The sequence below is a fragment of the Melaminivora sp. genome (assembly GCF_032059615.1).
Classification (GTDB): domain Bacteria; phylum Pseudomonadota; class Gammaproteobacteria; order Burkholderiales; family Burkholderiaceae_C; genus Melaminivora.
Window position 1 is genome coordinate 1 of sequence record NZ_DAMCAM010000009.1, and the last position, 14710, is coordinate 14710.

At 72.0% G+C, this 14710-nt stretch carries 14 protein-coding genes, 1 other RNA gene and 1 pseudogene; 10 read left to right on the forward strand and 6 right to left on the reverse strand.

The features are described 5' to 3' along the window. The 5 genes and pseudogenes from RT051_RS03230 to RT051_RS03250 form a co-directional block, all read left to right on the forward strand. A pseudogene (locus tag RT051_RS03230) lies at positions 1-335 on the forward strand (hypothetical protein); the annotation flags it as partial. A gap of 62 nt (positions 336-397) precedes the next feature. Further along, positions 398-943 (forward strand): HAD-IIIA family hydrolase, encoded by a 546-nt coding sequence (locus RT051_RS03235; RefSeq protein WP_313071591.1) that lies wholly within the window; start codon positions 398-400, stop codon positions 941-943. Between the two features lie 88 nt (positions 944-1031). Then, positions 1032-1802 carry a lysophospholipid acyltransferase family protein gene (locus RT051_RS03240; RefSeq protein WP_313071595.1) on the forward strand — a complete coding sequence of 257 codons (771 nt, stop codon included), beginning with the start codon at positions 1032-1034 and terminating at the stop codon, positions 1800-1802. Positions 1803-1817: 15 nt separating this feature from the next. Continuing rightward, on the forward strand, positions 1818-2552 hold the full coding sequence (locus RT051_RS03245) for a SprT family zinc-dependent metalloprotease (RefSeq protein ID WP_313071600.1): 735 nt from the start codon (positions 1818-1820) through the stop codon (positions 2550-2552). A 28-nt stretch (positions 2553-2580) separates the two neighbouring features. Continuing rightward, the gene (locus tag RT051_RS03250) at positions 2581-3024 is read left to right on the forward strand and encodes a rhodanese-like domain-containing protein (protein WP_313071604.1); all 444 of its coding nucleotides are present in this window, start codon (positions 2581-2583) and stop codon (positions 3022-3024) included. A gap of 16 nt (positions 3025-3040) precedes the next feature. Here the strand turns inward: RT051_RS03250 and lysM are convergent, their stop codons facing one another. Next, positions 3041-3601 (reverse strand): peptidoglycan-binding protein LysM, encoded by a 561-nt coding sequence (gene lysM, locus RT051_RS03255; protein ID WP_313071609.1) that lies wholly within the window; start codon positions 3599-3601, stop codon positions 3041-3043. A gap of 171 nt (positions 3602-3772) precedes the next feature. Between lysM and RT051_RS03260 the strand changes: the two genes are divergently transcribed. Next, positions 3773-4537, forward strand: a complete 765-nt coding sequence (locus RT051_RS03260; RefSeq protein WP_313071613.1) for a type III pantothenate kinase — start codon at positions 3773-3775, stop codon at positions 4535-4537. Between the two features lie 21 nt (positions 4538-4558). Here RT051_RS03260 and RT051_RS03265 read toward each other — a convergent pair whose 3' ends face one another. Continuing rightward, a complete protein-coding gene (locus RT051_RS03265) occupies positions 4559-5446 on the reverse strand; it encodes a LysR substrate-binding domain-containing protein (protein ID WP_313071618.1) in 888 nt (295 codons plus the stop codon). Between the two features lie 113 nt (positions 5447-5559). On the opposite strand from RT051_RS03265, the gene RT051_RS03270 reads away from it, so the two are divergent. The 3 genes from RT051_RS03270 (at position 5560) to RT051_RS03280 (ending at position 9918) form a co-directional block, all read left to right on the forward strand. Continuing rightward, the gene (locus RT051_RS03270) at positions 5560-7692 is read left to right on the forward strand and encodes an FAD-dependent oxidoreductase (protein ID WP_313071622.1); all 2133 of its coding nucleotides are present in this window, start codon (positions 5560-5562) and stop codon (positions 7690-7692) included. Positions 7693-7900: 208 nt separating this feature from the next. Continuing rightward, positions 7901-9100 carry an acetyl-CoA C-acyltransferase gene (locus RT051_RS03275; protein WP_313071627.1) on the forward strand — a complete coding sequence of 400 codons (1200 nt, stop codon included), beginning with the start codon at positions 7901-7903 and terminating at the stop codon, positions 9098-9100. Then, positions 9100-9918, forward strand: a complete 819-nt coding sequence (locus tag RT051_RS03280) for an oxepin-CoA hydrolase, alternative type (RefSeq protein ID WP_313071631.1) — start codon at positions 9100-9102, stop codon at positions 9916-9918. Before RT051_RS03275 ends, RT051_RS03280 begins: the two co-directional genes overlap by 1 nt. Before the next feature lie 114 nt (positions 9919-10032). Here the strand turns inward: RT051_RS03280 and RT051_RS03285 are convergent, their stop codons facing one another. The 4 genes from RT051_RS03285 to cysK form a co-directional block, all read right to left on the reverse strand. Further along, positions 10033-11052: a YbhN family protein gene (locus RT051_RS03285; protein ID WP_313071635.1), complete on the reverse strand. Its 1020-nt coding sequence runs from the start codon at positions 11050-11052 to the stop codon at positions 10033-10035. After that, a complete protein-coding gene (gene clsB / locus RT051_RS03290; protein WP_313071639.1) occupies positions 11033-12283 on the reverse strand; it encodes a cardiolipin synthase ClsB in 1251 nt (416 codons plus the stop codon). The genes RT051_RS03285 and clsB overlap by 20 nt, the downstream gene beginning before the upstream one ends. Further along, positions 12280-13053, reverse strand: a complete 774-nt coding sequence (locus tag RT051_RS03295; protein WP_313071643.1) for an endonuclease/exonuclease/phosphatase family protein — start codon at positions 13051-13053, stop codon at positions 12280-12282. The genes clsB and RT051_RS03295 overlap by 4 nt, the downstream gene beginning before the upstream one ends. Positions 13054-13244: 191 nt before the next feature. Further along, positions 13245-14162: a cysteine synthase A gene (cysK, locus tag RT051_RS03300; protein WP_313071649.1), complete on the reverse strand. Its 918-nt coding sequence runs from the start codon at positions 14160-14162 to the stop codon at positions 13245-13247. A 135-nt stretch (positions 14163-14297) separates the two neighbouring features. On the opposite strand from cysK, the gene rnpB reads away from it, so the two are divergent. Further along, an RNA gene (gene rnpB, locus RT051_RS03305) (RNase P RNA component class A) lies at positions 14298-14639 on the forward strand. The last annotated feature ends 71 nt before the right edge of the window (positions 14640-14710 follow it).

The window sequence follows — 14710 nt, forward strand, 5'->3', positions numbered from 1 at the left end:
CGCGCGCGGCCTGGCGCCTGGCGGCGGCGCTGTGGCTGCTGGCCTGCGCCGCCGCGGCCGCGGGCCTGCTGGTGCAGCACCTGAACCTGCGCGGCCTGCAACCGCAGCCCGCGCCGCTGGCGGCCCAGGTGCTGGGCAGCCGCGCCGTCACGCCCAGCCTGCGCAGCACGGGCGGCACGCTGGTCGTGCTGCAGCCCGAGGGCGAGCCGCCCCGCCAGGTTCTGATCGGCGATGCGGCCGCCGCCGGCTGGACGGCCGGGCAGACGCTGCGGCTGTCCTGGGCGCGTGGGCGTTTTCACGGGCGCTACGTGACCGGCTGGACGGGCCAGGAATGAGCGATGCCGACTTTCCCCGGGCGCGTGCAGGCCTGCGGGCCGGGCGTGAATAATCTGCAGGCATGAAACTCGCCATCCTCGACCGCGACGGCACGCTCAACGCCTGGGCGGGCGACCCCGTCACCACGCCCGCGCAGTGGCAGGCCCTGCCGGGCGCACTGGAGGCCCTGGCGCGGCTGCACCAGGCGGGCTGGCACGTGGTCCTGGCCACCAACCAGCCGGGGCTGGGCACGGGGCGGCTCGACACTGCCACCATGGTCGCCATCCACGCCCGCATGCACCGCGAGCTGGCGGCGCTGGGCGGGCGCATCGACGCGGTGTTCTACTGCCCCCACGCCCCGGACGAGCCGTGCACCTGCCGCAAGCCCGGCTCCGGTCTGCTGCAGCAGATCCGCGACCGCTACGCCCTGGAGGGGCGCGACCTGGCCGTCATCGGCAGCTGCCTCGACCACCTGCAGGCCGGCGCCCCGCTGGGCGCGCAGCTGCACCTGGTCTGCACGGGCGCCGCGGCGGTGCTGGACCCGGCCGCGCCCCTGACGCCGGCCTGGCCTGCCGGCACCCGGGCGCACGCCAGCCTGGCGGCGGCGGTCGATGCGCTGCTGGGCTGAGGCTGGTGCGTTCTATGAAATGCATAGCTGAAAGTCGTTGACAGACAAGGGCTGAGGCCTGTTTTCTTTAACCATTCATTGATATTTCATGGCCCTGATCCGCTCCGTTCTGCATCTGCTGGTGATGGTCATTACCGTCATTCCCTACACCCTGGGTGTGCTGCTGGCGCGCTGGATCACCGGCAGCAGCAGCGCGGCCTACCGCGTGGCGCGCGCCTGGCTCAAGCTGAGCGTGGATTCCGCGCGCTGGCTGCTGGGCATCCGCACGCAGGTGCAGGGCATGGAGCGCCTGCCGCTGCAGGGCGCGGGCGGCGCGGTGCTGCTGGTAAAGCACCAGTCGGCCTACGAGACCTTCCTGATGCCCGCGCTGCTGCCGCGTCCCTTGGCCTACGTGTTCAAAAAAGAGCTGCTCAAGGTGCCGTTCTTCGGCTGGTCCATCGGCAGCCTGGACATGATCCACATCGACCGCGACAAGCCCACGCGCGCCTTTGCCCGCGTGCTGCAGCAGGGGCGCAAGCTCCTGGGGCAGGGCCACTGGGTCATCATGTTCCCCGAGGGCACGCGCATCCCGCGTGGGCAAAAAGGCGACTACAAGAGCAGCGGCGCGCGCCTGGCGATCGACGCGGGCGTGCCCGTCATCCCCGTGGCTGTCACCTCCGCGCGCGTCTGGCCGCCCAAGGCCTTCGTCAAGCGGCCGGGTGTGGTGCAGGTGAGCTTTGGCGCGCCCATCGCCAGCACCGGGCGCCGCCACGACGAGCTGATAGCCGAGGTCGAGGCCTGGATCGAGGGCGAGATGCGCCGCCTCGACCCCGAGGCCTATCCCGGCCTGCAGGCATCCGCCCCGCAGGCCGGCGGCTGAGGCCGCCCGCGCGCCATGACGCTGCGCCACCCCGAGGCCAACCGCGCCATCGCCCTTGAGGGGCGCGAGGTGGCCTATCTGCTGCAGCGCGCGCGCCGGAGCAGCATCGGGTTTCGGGTCGATGGCGCGGGCCTGTCGGTGCGGGCGCCGCAGGCGGCCAGCCTCCCGGCCATCGAAGCGGCGCTGCAGGCCAAGGCCGGCTGGATCGTGCGCAAGCTGGCCGAGCAGGGCGCATACCAGCAGCGCCTGGAAAGCAGCCGCATCGCCTGGGCCGCGGGCGCCGTGCTGCCCTGCCTGGGCCGGCCGCTGACCATCGTGCTCGCTGCGGGGCCGGCCACCCGCCTGGCGGACGGCGCCACCGACCGCCTCGTGCTGGCCCTGCCCCCCGACGCGGCGCCGGCCCAGATCAGGAGCGCCGCCCACGTCTGGCTGCTGCGCCAGGCGCGCGAGCACTTCACGGCCCGGCTGGACCATTTCGCGCCGCTCCTGGGCGTGCAGTGGACGCGGCTGACCCTGTCCAGCGCGCGCTCGCGCTGGGGCAGCGCCCGCATCGACGGCTCCATCCGGCTGAACTGGCGCCTGATGCACTACGCGCCCGAGATCATCGACTACGTCGTGGCGCACGAGCTGGCGCACCTGCGGTACATGGACCACAGCCCGCGCTTCTGGAGCACCGTGGCCAGCGTGGTGCCCGACCACGCGGCGCTGCGCCGCGCCCTGCGCGAGCAGCCGGCGTCGCTGTGGGAGTGACGCGCGGCGCCTGCCACAATGCCCGGCCATGAACGCGCCCGCATCCACCCCCGACCCGCTGCCCGACCACCCCCTGCCCGCCGAAGGCTACGCCGGCGACGTCGCCCCGCACCTGGCCTGGCGCTGGGTGCAGGCGGGCGAGGCCGTGCTGGTGGACGTGCGCACCGACGCCGAGCGCGAGTGGGTAGGCCAGGTGCCCGGCGCCGTGGCCATCGCCTGGAAGCAGTGGCCCGGCATGGCCGTGAACCCGGACTTCGGCGCCGCCCTGCGCAGCAGCGTGCCCCCGGGCGGCAAGGCCGTGCTGCTGTGCAGGAGCGGCGTGCGCTCGGTGGCTGCCGCGCGCTGCGCGGCCGGGCTGGGCATCGAGGCCTACAACATCCTGGAAGGCTTCGAAGGCGCGCTGGACGCGCAGGGCCGGCGCGGCCGCGTGGGCGGCTGGCGCCTGCGCGGCCTGCCCTGGCGTCAGGGCTGAGCGGGCGCGGCCCGGCTCACTTGCCGCCCAGCGGCGGAATGCGCAGCTTCTGCCCGGGGTAGATCTTGTCCGGGTCGCTCAGCATGGGCTTGTTGGCCTCGAAGATCACCGGGTACTTGCTGGCGTCGCCATAGAACTTCTTGGCGATCGCGCTCAGCGTGTCGCCGCGCGCCACGTCGTGGTACTGGGCCTCGGGCTCGGGGTTGGACACCGTCATCTGGTTGTCCACGCTGGTCACGTGAGCGACGTTGCCGCAGCACAGGGTCACCTTCTCCTTGGCCGCCTGCGTGGGCGCGGTGCCGGTCACGGTCACCTTGCCCTCGGGGCCCTCGAACTTCACCTTCACATCGCTCACGCCCAGGTTCTGCGAGGCCACGTAGGCCTCGATGGCCTTGCCGGCGCGGGCATTGAGTTCGTCCTGTGCCGGGGCGGCGGCCTGCGGGGCCGGGGCACCTGCCGCGGGGGCGGGTGCCGGGGCTGCGCTGGTGCTGGCCGGGGCCGCCGGGGTGGCGGCGTGCGCGTCCTTGCCGCCGAACAGCTTCTCTCCGGCCTCCCTGACGAAATTGAACAGTCCCATCGTTGACTCCTTGTGGTTGCATTTGACGCGTATGGATACGCCGGGCCACTGTAGTGAGGGGCGTGGGGGTGCGCCTGTCGGATAAACCCCCGCCGCCCCATCGGCGGCCATGCCAGCGGCGCCCGATGGACGGCCCATGGGCGCCCGGCAAAACTCACGATAATCCGCGCCATGACTTTTCTGGCCATCGACGTGGGCAACACCCGGCTGAAGTGGGCGTTGTTCGACACGCCACAGCCGGGCGCCGTGCCGCGCGCGCACGGCGTCGAATTCCTCGAGCACATCGAACGCCTGGCCGAGGGGCCCTGGGCGCAGCTGCCCACGCCCACCCGCATGCTGGGCTGCGTGGTCGCGGGCGACGCCGTCAAGCGCCGCGTGGCCGAGCAGATGGAGCTGTGGGACGTGACCGCCAGCTGGGTCGTGCCGCAGCCCGAGGAGGCGGGCGTGGTCAACGGCTACGACCACCCCATGCGCCTGGGGGCCGACCGCTGGGTGGCCATGATCGGCGCACGCCACCGCCTGCTGGCGCGCGGCCCGGCGCGCCCCCTGGTGGTGGTCATGGTCGGCACGGCGGTGACGGTGGAGGCGCTGGACGCCTCGGGCCGCTTCCTGGGCGGGCTGATCCTGCCGGGCCACGGCATCATGCTGCGCGCGCTCGAGTCGGGCACCGCCGGCCTGCACGTGCCCACGGGCGAGGTGCGCCCGTTTCCCACCAACACCAGCGACGCGCTGACCAGCGGCGGCACCTACGCCATCGCCGGGGCGGTGGAATGCATGGTGCAGCACCTGCGGCACCACTGCGGCGAGGAGCCGGCCTGCATGATGACCGGCGGCGCCGGCTGGAAGATGGCGCCCAGCATGACGCGGCCGTTCGAGCTGGTGGAGAACCTGATCTTCGACGGCCTGCTGGAGATCGCCGCGCGGCGCTTCGCGTGAGGGCGAGGCAAGCCCGGCGCCTCAGGCGGTTGCGGCCTTGCCCCGCAGGAAATCGATGCAGGTGCGCACCGCGCGCGTCTGGTGGCGGTGCGGCAGGTACAGCAGCCACAGCTGCGTGCCGAAGATGCTCAGCCGGTACCCGTCCAGCGCGGCCAGCACCTCGCCGCTGGCCAATTCCTGCTGCACCACGTAGTCGGGCACCAGGCCCACGCCCAGGCCGGCCAGGATGGCCTGTCTCAGGAACGGAAAGTGCTCGGACACCAGCGTGGGTTCGAGCAGCACCTCCTGACGCTCCTCGCCCCGGTAGGCCGACAGGCGCAGCGGCCGGCCGACCACCCCGGCGGTGATGAGGGGCGCCGCGGCCAGCGCCTCGGGCATGGCCGGCAGGCCGTGCTGCTGCGCCCAGGCGCGGCTGGCGCAGGCGACGTAGCGCACCGTGCCCAGGCGGTGCGCCACGGTGGAGGGCGGCGGCTCCTCGACCACGCGCACGGCGATGTCCACCTCGTCGCGCAGGTGGTCGGCGCGGTTCTCGAACAGCACGTCCAGCACGATGCCTGGGTAGAGCCGCTTGAACTCGATCAGCCAGTCGCTCATCACGATCTGCCCGTAGCCGCTGGGCACGCTCAGGCCCACGCGGCCCTGCAGGCCCTGGCCGAGGCTGGCGATGGTCTCGCGCGCGGCCAGCATCTCGCCCTGGATGGCGCGCCCGTGCGCGTACAGGCGCAGGCCCAGCTCGGTGGGTTCGGCGCGGCGCGTGGTGCGGCGGATCAGCTGCGCGCCCACCGATTTTTCCAGCTGCATCAGGTGGTAGCTGACGTTGGCCCGGCTCATCTTGAGCTTGCGCGCGGCCTGGCTCAGGTTGCCGCTGTCGATGATCTCCACCAGCAGGGCCAGGGATTGCAGGTCCATATGTCAAATGGTGCTTGACGGATTGTCAATGGTTCATGTGATTGTAAAGAGCGGTTGACCTATGCAGAATGCCCGGGCTGCGGCCCGGCCGCACTGCTCCAGGAGACCCAGACATGTCGCAAGCCGCCGCGCCCGGCGCCCCAACCCCCCCGGTCGTCACCACCGAAACGCACGGCCCCGTGCTGCTGGCGCGCATCGACCACCCGCCCGTCAACGCCCTGGGCCAGGCCGTGCGCGCCGGCCTGCTGGCGGCCATCGAACAGGCCGAGGCCGACGCGGCCATCCATGCCTTGCTGCTGGTGGGTGCGGGCCGCGCCTTCATCGCCGGCGCCGATATCCGCGAGTTCGGCAAGCCCCCGCAGCCGCCCAGCCTGCCCGAGGTCTGCCAGCGCATCGAGGCTTCGTCCAAGCCCGTCATCGCCGCGATTCACGGCGCGGCGCTGGGCGGCGGGCTGGAGGTGGCCATGGCTGCCCACTACCGCCTGGCCCTGCCGGGCGCGCAGCTGGGCCTGCCCGAGGTCAACCTGGGCCTGCTGCCGGGCGCCGGCGGCACGCAGCGCGCGCCACGCCTGATGGGGGCGCTGCCGGCCGCCGAGCTGATGCTCTCGGGCAAGCCCCTGGCCGCGCGTGCCGCCCTGGCCGCCGGGCTGGTGGACCGCCTGGTCGAGGGCGACGACCCGGCCGCCGCCGGCCTGGCCTGGGCCCGGGAGCTGCTGGCCCAGGGCGCCGGCCCGCGCCGCACCGGCGCGCTGCCCGTGCCCGACGCCGATGGCGCCCTGGCCGGCCTGGAGGCCCTGGCCACCGAGACGGCGAAGAAGTCGCGCGGCCTGTTCTCGCCGCAGCGCATCATTGAATGCGTGCGCGCCGCGCTCACCCTGCCGTTCGAGGAGGGCCTGGCGCGCGAGCGGGCGCTGTTCCTGCAGTGCCTGGACAGCCCGCAGCGCGCCGGCCTGGTGCATGCCTTCTTTGCCGAGCGCGAGGTGGCCAAGGTGCCCGAGGCGCAGGCCGCCCCGGCGCGCCCGGTCGAGCGCGTGGCCGTCATCGGCGGGGGCACCATGGGCGCCGGCATCGCCGTGGCGGCGCTGGATGCGGGCCTGTCGGTCACGTTGCTCGAGCGCGACGAGCCTGCCCTGGAGCGCGGCCGCGCCAACGTGCGCAAGGTCTATGACGCCCTGGTGGCGCGCGGGCGCCTGGCGCCCGAGGCGCGCGAGGCCAGGCTTGCGCGCTGGCGCACCAGCACGCGCTATGAGGACATCGCCGACGCCGACCTGGTCATCGAGGCCGTGTTCGAGGACCTGCAGGTCAAGCGCGCCGTCTTCGCCGAGCTCGACCGCGTCTGCCGGCCCGGCGCGGTGCTGGCGACCAACACCTCCTACCTGGACATCGAGGCCATCGCCGACGCCACCGGCCGGCCGCAGGACGTGATCGGCCTGCACTTCTTCAGCCCGGCCCACATCATGCGGCTGCTGGAGATCGTCGTGCCCGCGCGCGTGGCGCCCGATGTGGTGGCCACCGCCTTTGCCCTGGCGCGGCGCATGAAGAAGGTGCCCGTACGCGCAGGCGTGTGCGACGGCTTCATCGGCAACCGCATCCTGGCCGTGGTCCGCGAGGCGGCCGACCACATGGTCGAGGACGGCGCCAGCCCCTACCAGGTGGACCAGGCGCTGCGCGACTTCGGCTTTGCCATGGGGCCCTTCCAGGTCGTGGACCTGGCCGGTGGCGACATCGGCTGGGCGACGCGCAAGCGCCGTGCGCCGCAGCGTGACCCGCGCGCGCGCTACGTGGAGGTGGGCGACCGGCTGTGCGAGCGCGGCTGGTTCGGCCAGAAGACCGGGCGCGGCTGGTACCTCTACCCCGAGGGCGCGCGCACCGGCCAGCCCGACCCCGAGGTGCTGGCCATCGCCGACGCCGAGCGCACCCGCAAGGGCGTTGTGCCGCGCAGTTTTACGCCCGAGGACATCGTGCGCCGCTACATGGCGGCCATGGTCAACGAGGGGGCCAAGGTGCTGCAGGAGGGCATCGCCCTGCGGCCGCTGGACATTGACGCCACTTTCCTGTTCGGCTACGGCTTTCCACGCTGGCGCGGCGGGCCCATGAAGTGGGCTGACATGCAGGGCCTGCCCAGGGTGCTGGCCGACATCCGCGAGTTCGCCCGGCAAGACCCGCTGTTCTGGACACCCACGCCGCTGTTGGAAAAGCTGGTGGCCGAAGGCCGCGATTTCGACAGCCTGAACCGCGCCGCCTGATTGATCCCACTCCCTCCCCCTGTGGGGGAGGGCAGGGGTGGGGGCAGCGACGATGGGCTCGCGACACGGCGTGCCAGCACCCACCGGCCCCCATCCCCACCTTCCCCGAGAGGGGGAAGGAGCAAGGCAAAAAACGCCTTCAGCCAGCGTCAATAAAGCGCCAACAGCTATCAATTTTTTATCAATCAACCACCACCAGGGTCCCCCCATGCGCGAAGCCGTCATCGTCTCCACCGCCCGCACGCCGCTGACCAAGGCGCACCGCGGCGAATTCAACGCCACGCCCGGCCCCGCGCTGGGGGCCTTTGCCGTGCGCGCCGCCGTCGAGCGTTCGGGCATCGATCCCGCTCTGATCGAAGACCTGATCTGGGGCTGCGGCTATCCCGAAAACTCCATGGGCCGCAACATCGGCCGCCAGACCGCCCTGCGCGCCGGCCTGCCGGTGTCGGTGGGCGGCACGGTCATCAACCGCTTCTGCGCCTCGGGCCTGCAGGCCATTGCCGTGGCCGCCGGCCGGGTGATGCTCGAAGGCGTGCCGGCCATCGTCGCCGGAGGGGCCGAGAGCATCTCGCTGCTGAACCCCGCCGGGCGCAGCGGCACCGCGCACCTCGACCCCTGGCTGGTCGAGCACCAGCCCGAGCTGTTCATGGAAATGATCGACACCGCCGACGTGGTGGCCCAGCGCTACGGTATCTCGCGCGAGGACCAGGACGCCTTTGCCCTGCAGAGCCAGCAGCGCACGGCGGCGGCGCAGCAGTCGGGCGTGTTCGACAACGAGATCGTCCACTGCGCCACCCGCATGACGGAAAAGAACAAAGAAACCGGCGAGGTCACCTGGCGTGAGGCCGTGGCCACCATGGACAACTGCAACCGGCCGTCCACCACCCTGGAAGGCTTGGCCAAGCTGGAGCCCGTCAAGGGCGCGGGCAAGTCCGTCACCGCCGGCAACGCCTCGCAGCTGTCCGACGGCGCGGCGGCCTGCGTGATCATGGAGGGCAAGGAGGCCGAGCGCCTGGGCCTGTCGCCCCTGGGGGCCTTCCGCGGCCTGGCGATTGCCGGCTGCGAGCCCGACGAGATGGGCATCGGCCCGGTCTTTGCCGTGCCGCGCCTTTTGGAGCGCGCCGGCCTCAAGGTGCAGGACATCGACCTGTGGGAGCTGAACGAAGCGTTTGCCTCGCAGGCCCTGTACTGCCAGCGCCAGCTTCAAATTCCCATGGACCGGCTGAACGTCAACGGCGGCGCCATCTCGATTGGCCACCCCTTCGGCATGACCGGCGCGCGCCTGACCGGCCATCTGCTGCTGGAAGGCCAGCGCCGCCGGCAGCGCGGCGAGCGCGTCAAGTGGGGCGTGGTGACCATGTGCATCGGCGGCGGCATGGGCGCGGCCGGCCTGTTCGAGATCTTCTGATGGCGCCCGCCGAGTCCGCAGGCCAGCCGCTCGCGCTGCGCCGCGAGGGGGCGGTGCTGGTGCTGTCCATCGACAACCCGGGCGCGCGCAATGCGCTCTCGCCCGAGCTCTACGCCGCCCTGCTGGAGGCGCTCAGGCAGGCCGGGGCCGACCCCGGCGTGGGCGCCATCGTGCTCACGGGCGAGGGCGGGCATTTCTGCTCCGGCGGCGACCTGCGCCAGCTGGCCACGCGCCGCGACCTGCCCGAGGCCGCCCGGCGCCAGCGCGTGGAGGCGCTGCACGAGGTGGTGCGCGCGCTGCGCGACTGCCCCAAGCCCATCGTCGTGGCCGTGGAGGGCGCGGCCGCCGGCGCCGGTCTGTCGCTGGCCCTGGCGGGCGACCTGCTGGTGGCGGCGCGCAATGCCGTGTTTTCCGCCGCCTACGTCAAGGTGGGTCTCACGCCCGACGGCGGCGCCACGGCGCTGCTGGCCCAGTTCGTCTCGCGCCAGGTGCTCACCGAGCTGTGCCTGACCGGCGAGCGCGTGGGCGGCGAGCGCATGCACCAGCTGGGCGTGGTCAACCGCCTCACCGAGCCCGGGCAGGCGCTGCCGACGGCGCTGGCGCTGGCCGGGCAGCTCGCCGCCGGCCCGGACCTCGCCATGGCGCGCATCAAGCACCTGTGCCGCATGGCGCCCGAGCAGGGGCTGGACGCGCAGATGGCGCTGGAGGCGCTGTACATGCCGCTGTCGCAGGCCACCGAGGAATCGCGCGAGGGCATAGCCGCCTTTCTGGAAAAGCGCGCCCCCGACTTTGCCGCGCTGCGGCGCAGGTCCGGCTGAACGGTTTTCATCCGCCGTTTCTTTTTTGATAGCGCAACATCGATAGCTGATGCGGGGTTGCACCCCTTTTCCCTCTGGGAGAGGGCAGGGGTGAGGGCCGCCCCGCCCACCCCGTCAGCCCGACGCCGCGCCTTCCGCGCCTTCCGCTCCCGTCCGCCTGCGCCACAGCAGCTCGGTTGCCAGCAGCGCCAGCGCCGCCACGGCCAGCGGCGCCAGGTAGTACAGCGCCCGAAACGCCAGCACCACCGCCAGCGCCGCGCTGACCGGCATGTGCGCCGACAGCACGGCCGTGCCCACGGCCTCCAGCACGCCCAGGCCGGCGGGGATGCGCGACACGAGGCCCGCCACCGCGCCCAGCAGCACGGTGGCCAACGCCGCGGGGTAGGGCGCCTGGCCCTGCGCCAGCGCCCACACCGCGCCGCCCATGAGCGACCAGTTGACGCTGGAGATCGCAAGCTGCAGCAGCGCCACGCGCCAGGTCGGCAGCGGCAGGCTGCGCCCGCGAAATACCAGGGCCTGGCCACCGCGCAGCACGCACAGGGCCAGGTAGGCCAGGCTCACGCCCGCCAGCAGCACGCCCAGCCAGCGCAGCTGCTGCGGGCCCAGGTGCCAGCCTTCGGGCAGTGGCGGCGCCCAGCCCCAGAAGACCACGCAGGCCAGCAGGAAGTAGCCCACCCAGTTGGTCACGATGGACAGCACCACCACCTGCGCGATCTGCCCCACGCTCAGGCCCTGGCGCGAGTACAGCCGATAGCGCACCGAGACGCCGCCGATGAGCGAACCCAGGTTCAGCGTGAACGGGTAGGCGATCAGGGTGATGGCCATGGTGCGCGCCACGCTCAAGGGGTGGCGCATGGCGTGCCGCCCGAACAGGTCGAAGCAGCCGTAGGCCAGGTGGCTGGCCCAGGCCAGCAGCGCGCCCAGCAGCAGCGTGCGCGGCGGCAGCTGCCTGAGCGCCTGCCACACCGCCGGCCAGTCCACCTGCAGGGCCTGGCGCACCAGCAGCCAGACCACCAGCAGCGCCACCGCGGCCATGGCCGCGCCGCCCGCCCAGCGCCAGCCGCGGCTGGCCAGCAGGGCGCGCCAGCGGCCCTGCGCGGCCAGCGCCCGGCCTTCAGCGGGTGCTGCCGGCATGCTCAGGCTCCGGCTGCACCAGGGAGATGGTGGGTGCATGGCGCGGCAGCCAGCCCGCCCAGGACGGGAACCAGCGCACCAGGTGATAGACGCAGTAGCCGCGCAGCAGCCGCAGCCCCTCGAAGGCGCCCTTGGGCTGGGGTTCGACCTGGGTGCAGCTGTCGGCCATCAGGCGCTCCAGGCGCCGGTGCAGCAGCGCGTTGAACTCCCGGTCGCGGATGATCACGTTGGCCTCCAGGTTCAGCGACAGGCTTAAAGGGTCGAGGTTGCTCGACCCCACGGTGGACCATTCGTCGTCCACCAGCGCCACCTTGCCGTGCAGCGGCCGCTCGCAGTATTCGTAGATGTGCACGCCCGCGCGCAGCAGGTGGTCGTAGAGCAGGCTGGCGGCCGTCTTGACGATGGGCATGTCGGGCTCGCCCTGCAGGATCAGGCGCACGTCCACGCCCCGGCGGGCGGCGCGGCGCAGCTCGCGCACCAGGCGCCAGCCGGGGAAGAAGTAGGCGTTGGCGATCACCACGCGCTTGCGCGCCGCGCGCAGGGCGATGCGGTAGTGGCGCTCGATGGCGGTGGTGTGCAGGTCGTTGTCGCGCGTGACGAAAATGGCGTCGGCCGGTCCGGCCGCGGGCAGCTCGGGCAGGGGCGCACGCAGCTTGCGCCGGCGCTCCTCGCCGCGCGGCAGCACGGCGCAGCGGGCAAAGCGCTGGATGTGCGCTACGACGGGCCCGCGCACCTGCACCGCCCAGTCCTGCTTGGCCTCGGGGCCGAAGTCGGCCACGTGGTCGGCCGAGTAGTTGATGCCGCCGATGAAGGCCAGCTCGCCATCGACCACCACGATCTTGCGGTGCATGCGCCGCAGCACGTTCAGCCGCCGCCCGAAAAGGCGGCGTCCGCCCGGGTCGAACACCCGGAAATGCACGCCCGCCTGCACCAGGCTGGCCAGAAAGGGCGGCGGCAGGTCGGGCGAGCCGAAGCCGTCCACCAGCACGTGCACGTCCACGCCCCGTTCGGCGGCGGCCAGCAGCGCGGCATGCAGGGCGCGGCCGATCTTGTCGTCGAAGAGGATGAAGGTCTCCAGTAGCACCTCGCTGCGCGCGGCGCGGATGGCGTCGAACACGCGCGGGAAGAACTCCTCGCCGTTCTCCAGCAGTTCGAACTGGTTGCCCGCCACCCAGCGTGAGGAGCGCGGCGGGCGCCGGCGCCCGGGGCGGGTCTGGGGGCGCGCACTCATGGCACCAGCTCCGCGGCCAGGGGGGCGTGGTCCGACAGCCGGCTCCAGGGCCGGCGCGGCAGCGCCACGGGCAGGTGCACCGAGACGCCGCGCACGTAGATGCGGTCCAGCGCCAGGAGGGGCATGGACGCGGGAAAGGTGCGCACCGCGCGCCCGAACGAATGCACGAAGACCTCACGCAGCCCGGCCTCGCGTGCCAGCAGCCCGTGGGCGCGGCCGCGCCAGTCGTTGAAGTCTCCGGCCAGCACCACCGGGTCGTCCTCGGGCAGCGAGCGCACCAGCGCCGCCACGCGGTGCAGCTGCTGGTGGCGGTGCGCCTCCTGCAGCCCCAGGTGCACGCAGATGGCGTGCACGGGCGTGGCCAGCTCGGGCGGCTGCAGCACGCAATGCAGCATGCCCCGGCGCTCGGGGCCGGCCACCGAGATATCGTGGTTCTCGTAGTGCACGATGGGGAACTTCGACAGCAGCGCGTTGCCGTGGTGGCCGCTGTCATAGACAGCATTGCGGCCATAGGCGTACTGCGTCCAGATCGAGTCGGCCAGGAACTCGTAGTGCGGCTGCGTGGGGAAGTTGCGCACGCGGCGGGCATGGCGCTGGTGCGTGCCCACCACCTCCTGCAGGAACACCACATCGGATGCGACCTGGCGCACGGCCTCGCGCAGCTCATGCAGCATGAAGCGGCGGTTGAAGGAGGTGAAGCCCTTGTGGACGTTCACGGTGAGCACCTTGAACGCCATGCGCGAGGAAGAGGGGGGGGTATTGGGGTTCATTGCGGTCCGTGGTCCCCCGGGCGGCCGGCCATGGCGGACCGGGACCAGCCGGAGGACAAGTGGACCGATTCTTGGCGGTCACCGCCCTGCGCACTGTAGGACGGGGGACCAAGCGCTTGACTGCGCTGGTCCCCAGGCCGCGTGCGCCCGGCCGCAAAGGCGCGGCTCCCTCGTGGCCGCCGCAGGCCGATTTAGCCCGGCAGGAAGCCTTCCACCGACAGATAGCGCTCGCCCGTGTCGTAGTTGAAGCCCAGGACGCGCGCGCCCTGGGGCAGCTCGGGCAGCTTCTGGGCAATCGCCGCCAGCGCCGCGCCCGAGGAGATGCCCACCAGCAGGCCTTCCTCGCGCGCCGCGCGCCGCGCGTACTCGCGCGCCGGCTCGCCATCGACCTGGATCACGCCGTCGAGCAGGCTGGTGTCCAGGTTCTTCGGGATGAAGCCCGCGCCCAGGCCCTGGATGGGGTGCGGCCCGGGCTCGCCGCCCGAGATCACGGCCGAGGCCGTGGGCTCGACGGCGAAGACCTTGAGCTGCGGGAACCGCGCCTTGAGCACGCGCGCCACGCCCGTGATGTGCCCGCCGGTGCCCACGCCGGTGATTAGGGCGTCCAGTCCCTCGGGAAAATCCGCCACGATCTCGGCCGCCGTGGTGCGGGCGTGCACCTCGACGTTGGCCGGATTGTCGAACTGCTGCGGCATCCAGGCGCCGGGCGTGGCGGCGACGATTTCCTGGGCACGGGCGATGGCGCCCTTCATGCCCTTTTCCTTGGGCGTCAGGTCGAAGCTGGCGCCATAGGCCAGCATCAGCCGGCGGCGCTCGATGGACATGCTGTCGGGCATGACCAGCACCAGCTTATAGCCCTTGACGGCGGCCACCAGCGCCAGACCGATGCCGGTGTTGCCGCTGGTCGGCTCGACGATGGTGCCGCCGGGCGCGAGCGAGCCGTCCCGCTCGGCCGCCTCGACCATGGCCAGGGCGATGCGGTCCTTGATCGAGCCGCCGGGGTTGCCGCGCTCGGATTTGACCCAGACGTTGGCACCCGGCCCGAACAGCCGGTTGATGCGCACATGGGGGGTGTTGCCGATGGCTTGCAGGATGTTGTCGATTCGCATGCAGGGCTCCGCGGTAGAGGGGGACGAGAAAAAGGTGCCGGCCATTGTGGCGGACAACGGCTGACTGCGCGTGATATCGATATTCCCGCGCGGCATGCCGGGCTGCCCGCTGCCAGCGGATAATCGCGCCCTTGTGAAGCACGCCGGACCGCCGCTGGTGCAAGCTGGGAAACCAGGCACTGGAGGAACGTCCGGACTGCACAGGGCGGCGTAGCAGCTAACGGCTGCCCACCGCGAGGTGAGGATCAGAGCAACAGAGACGAGTCCGAGCGGGCATCGAGCCCGCTCGGGGTGAAACGGGCAATCTCTACGCGCAGCAACACCAAGTAGGCACACGTTGACGGGGCCCCCGGAGTGTGCGGGTAGGTGGCATCGAGCCGGGCGGGCGACCCCCGGCCCAGAGTAATGGCGGTCACGCCCAGGTTGTCGCAAGACGGCCCGGGTGCACAGAATCCGGCGTACAGGCGTGCTTCACATTTTTTTGGTCAAAAGTAGCTGCAAACCCTTGCAAATAAAAGGCATGCAGCTATTTTTTTGAGAGCAAAAGG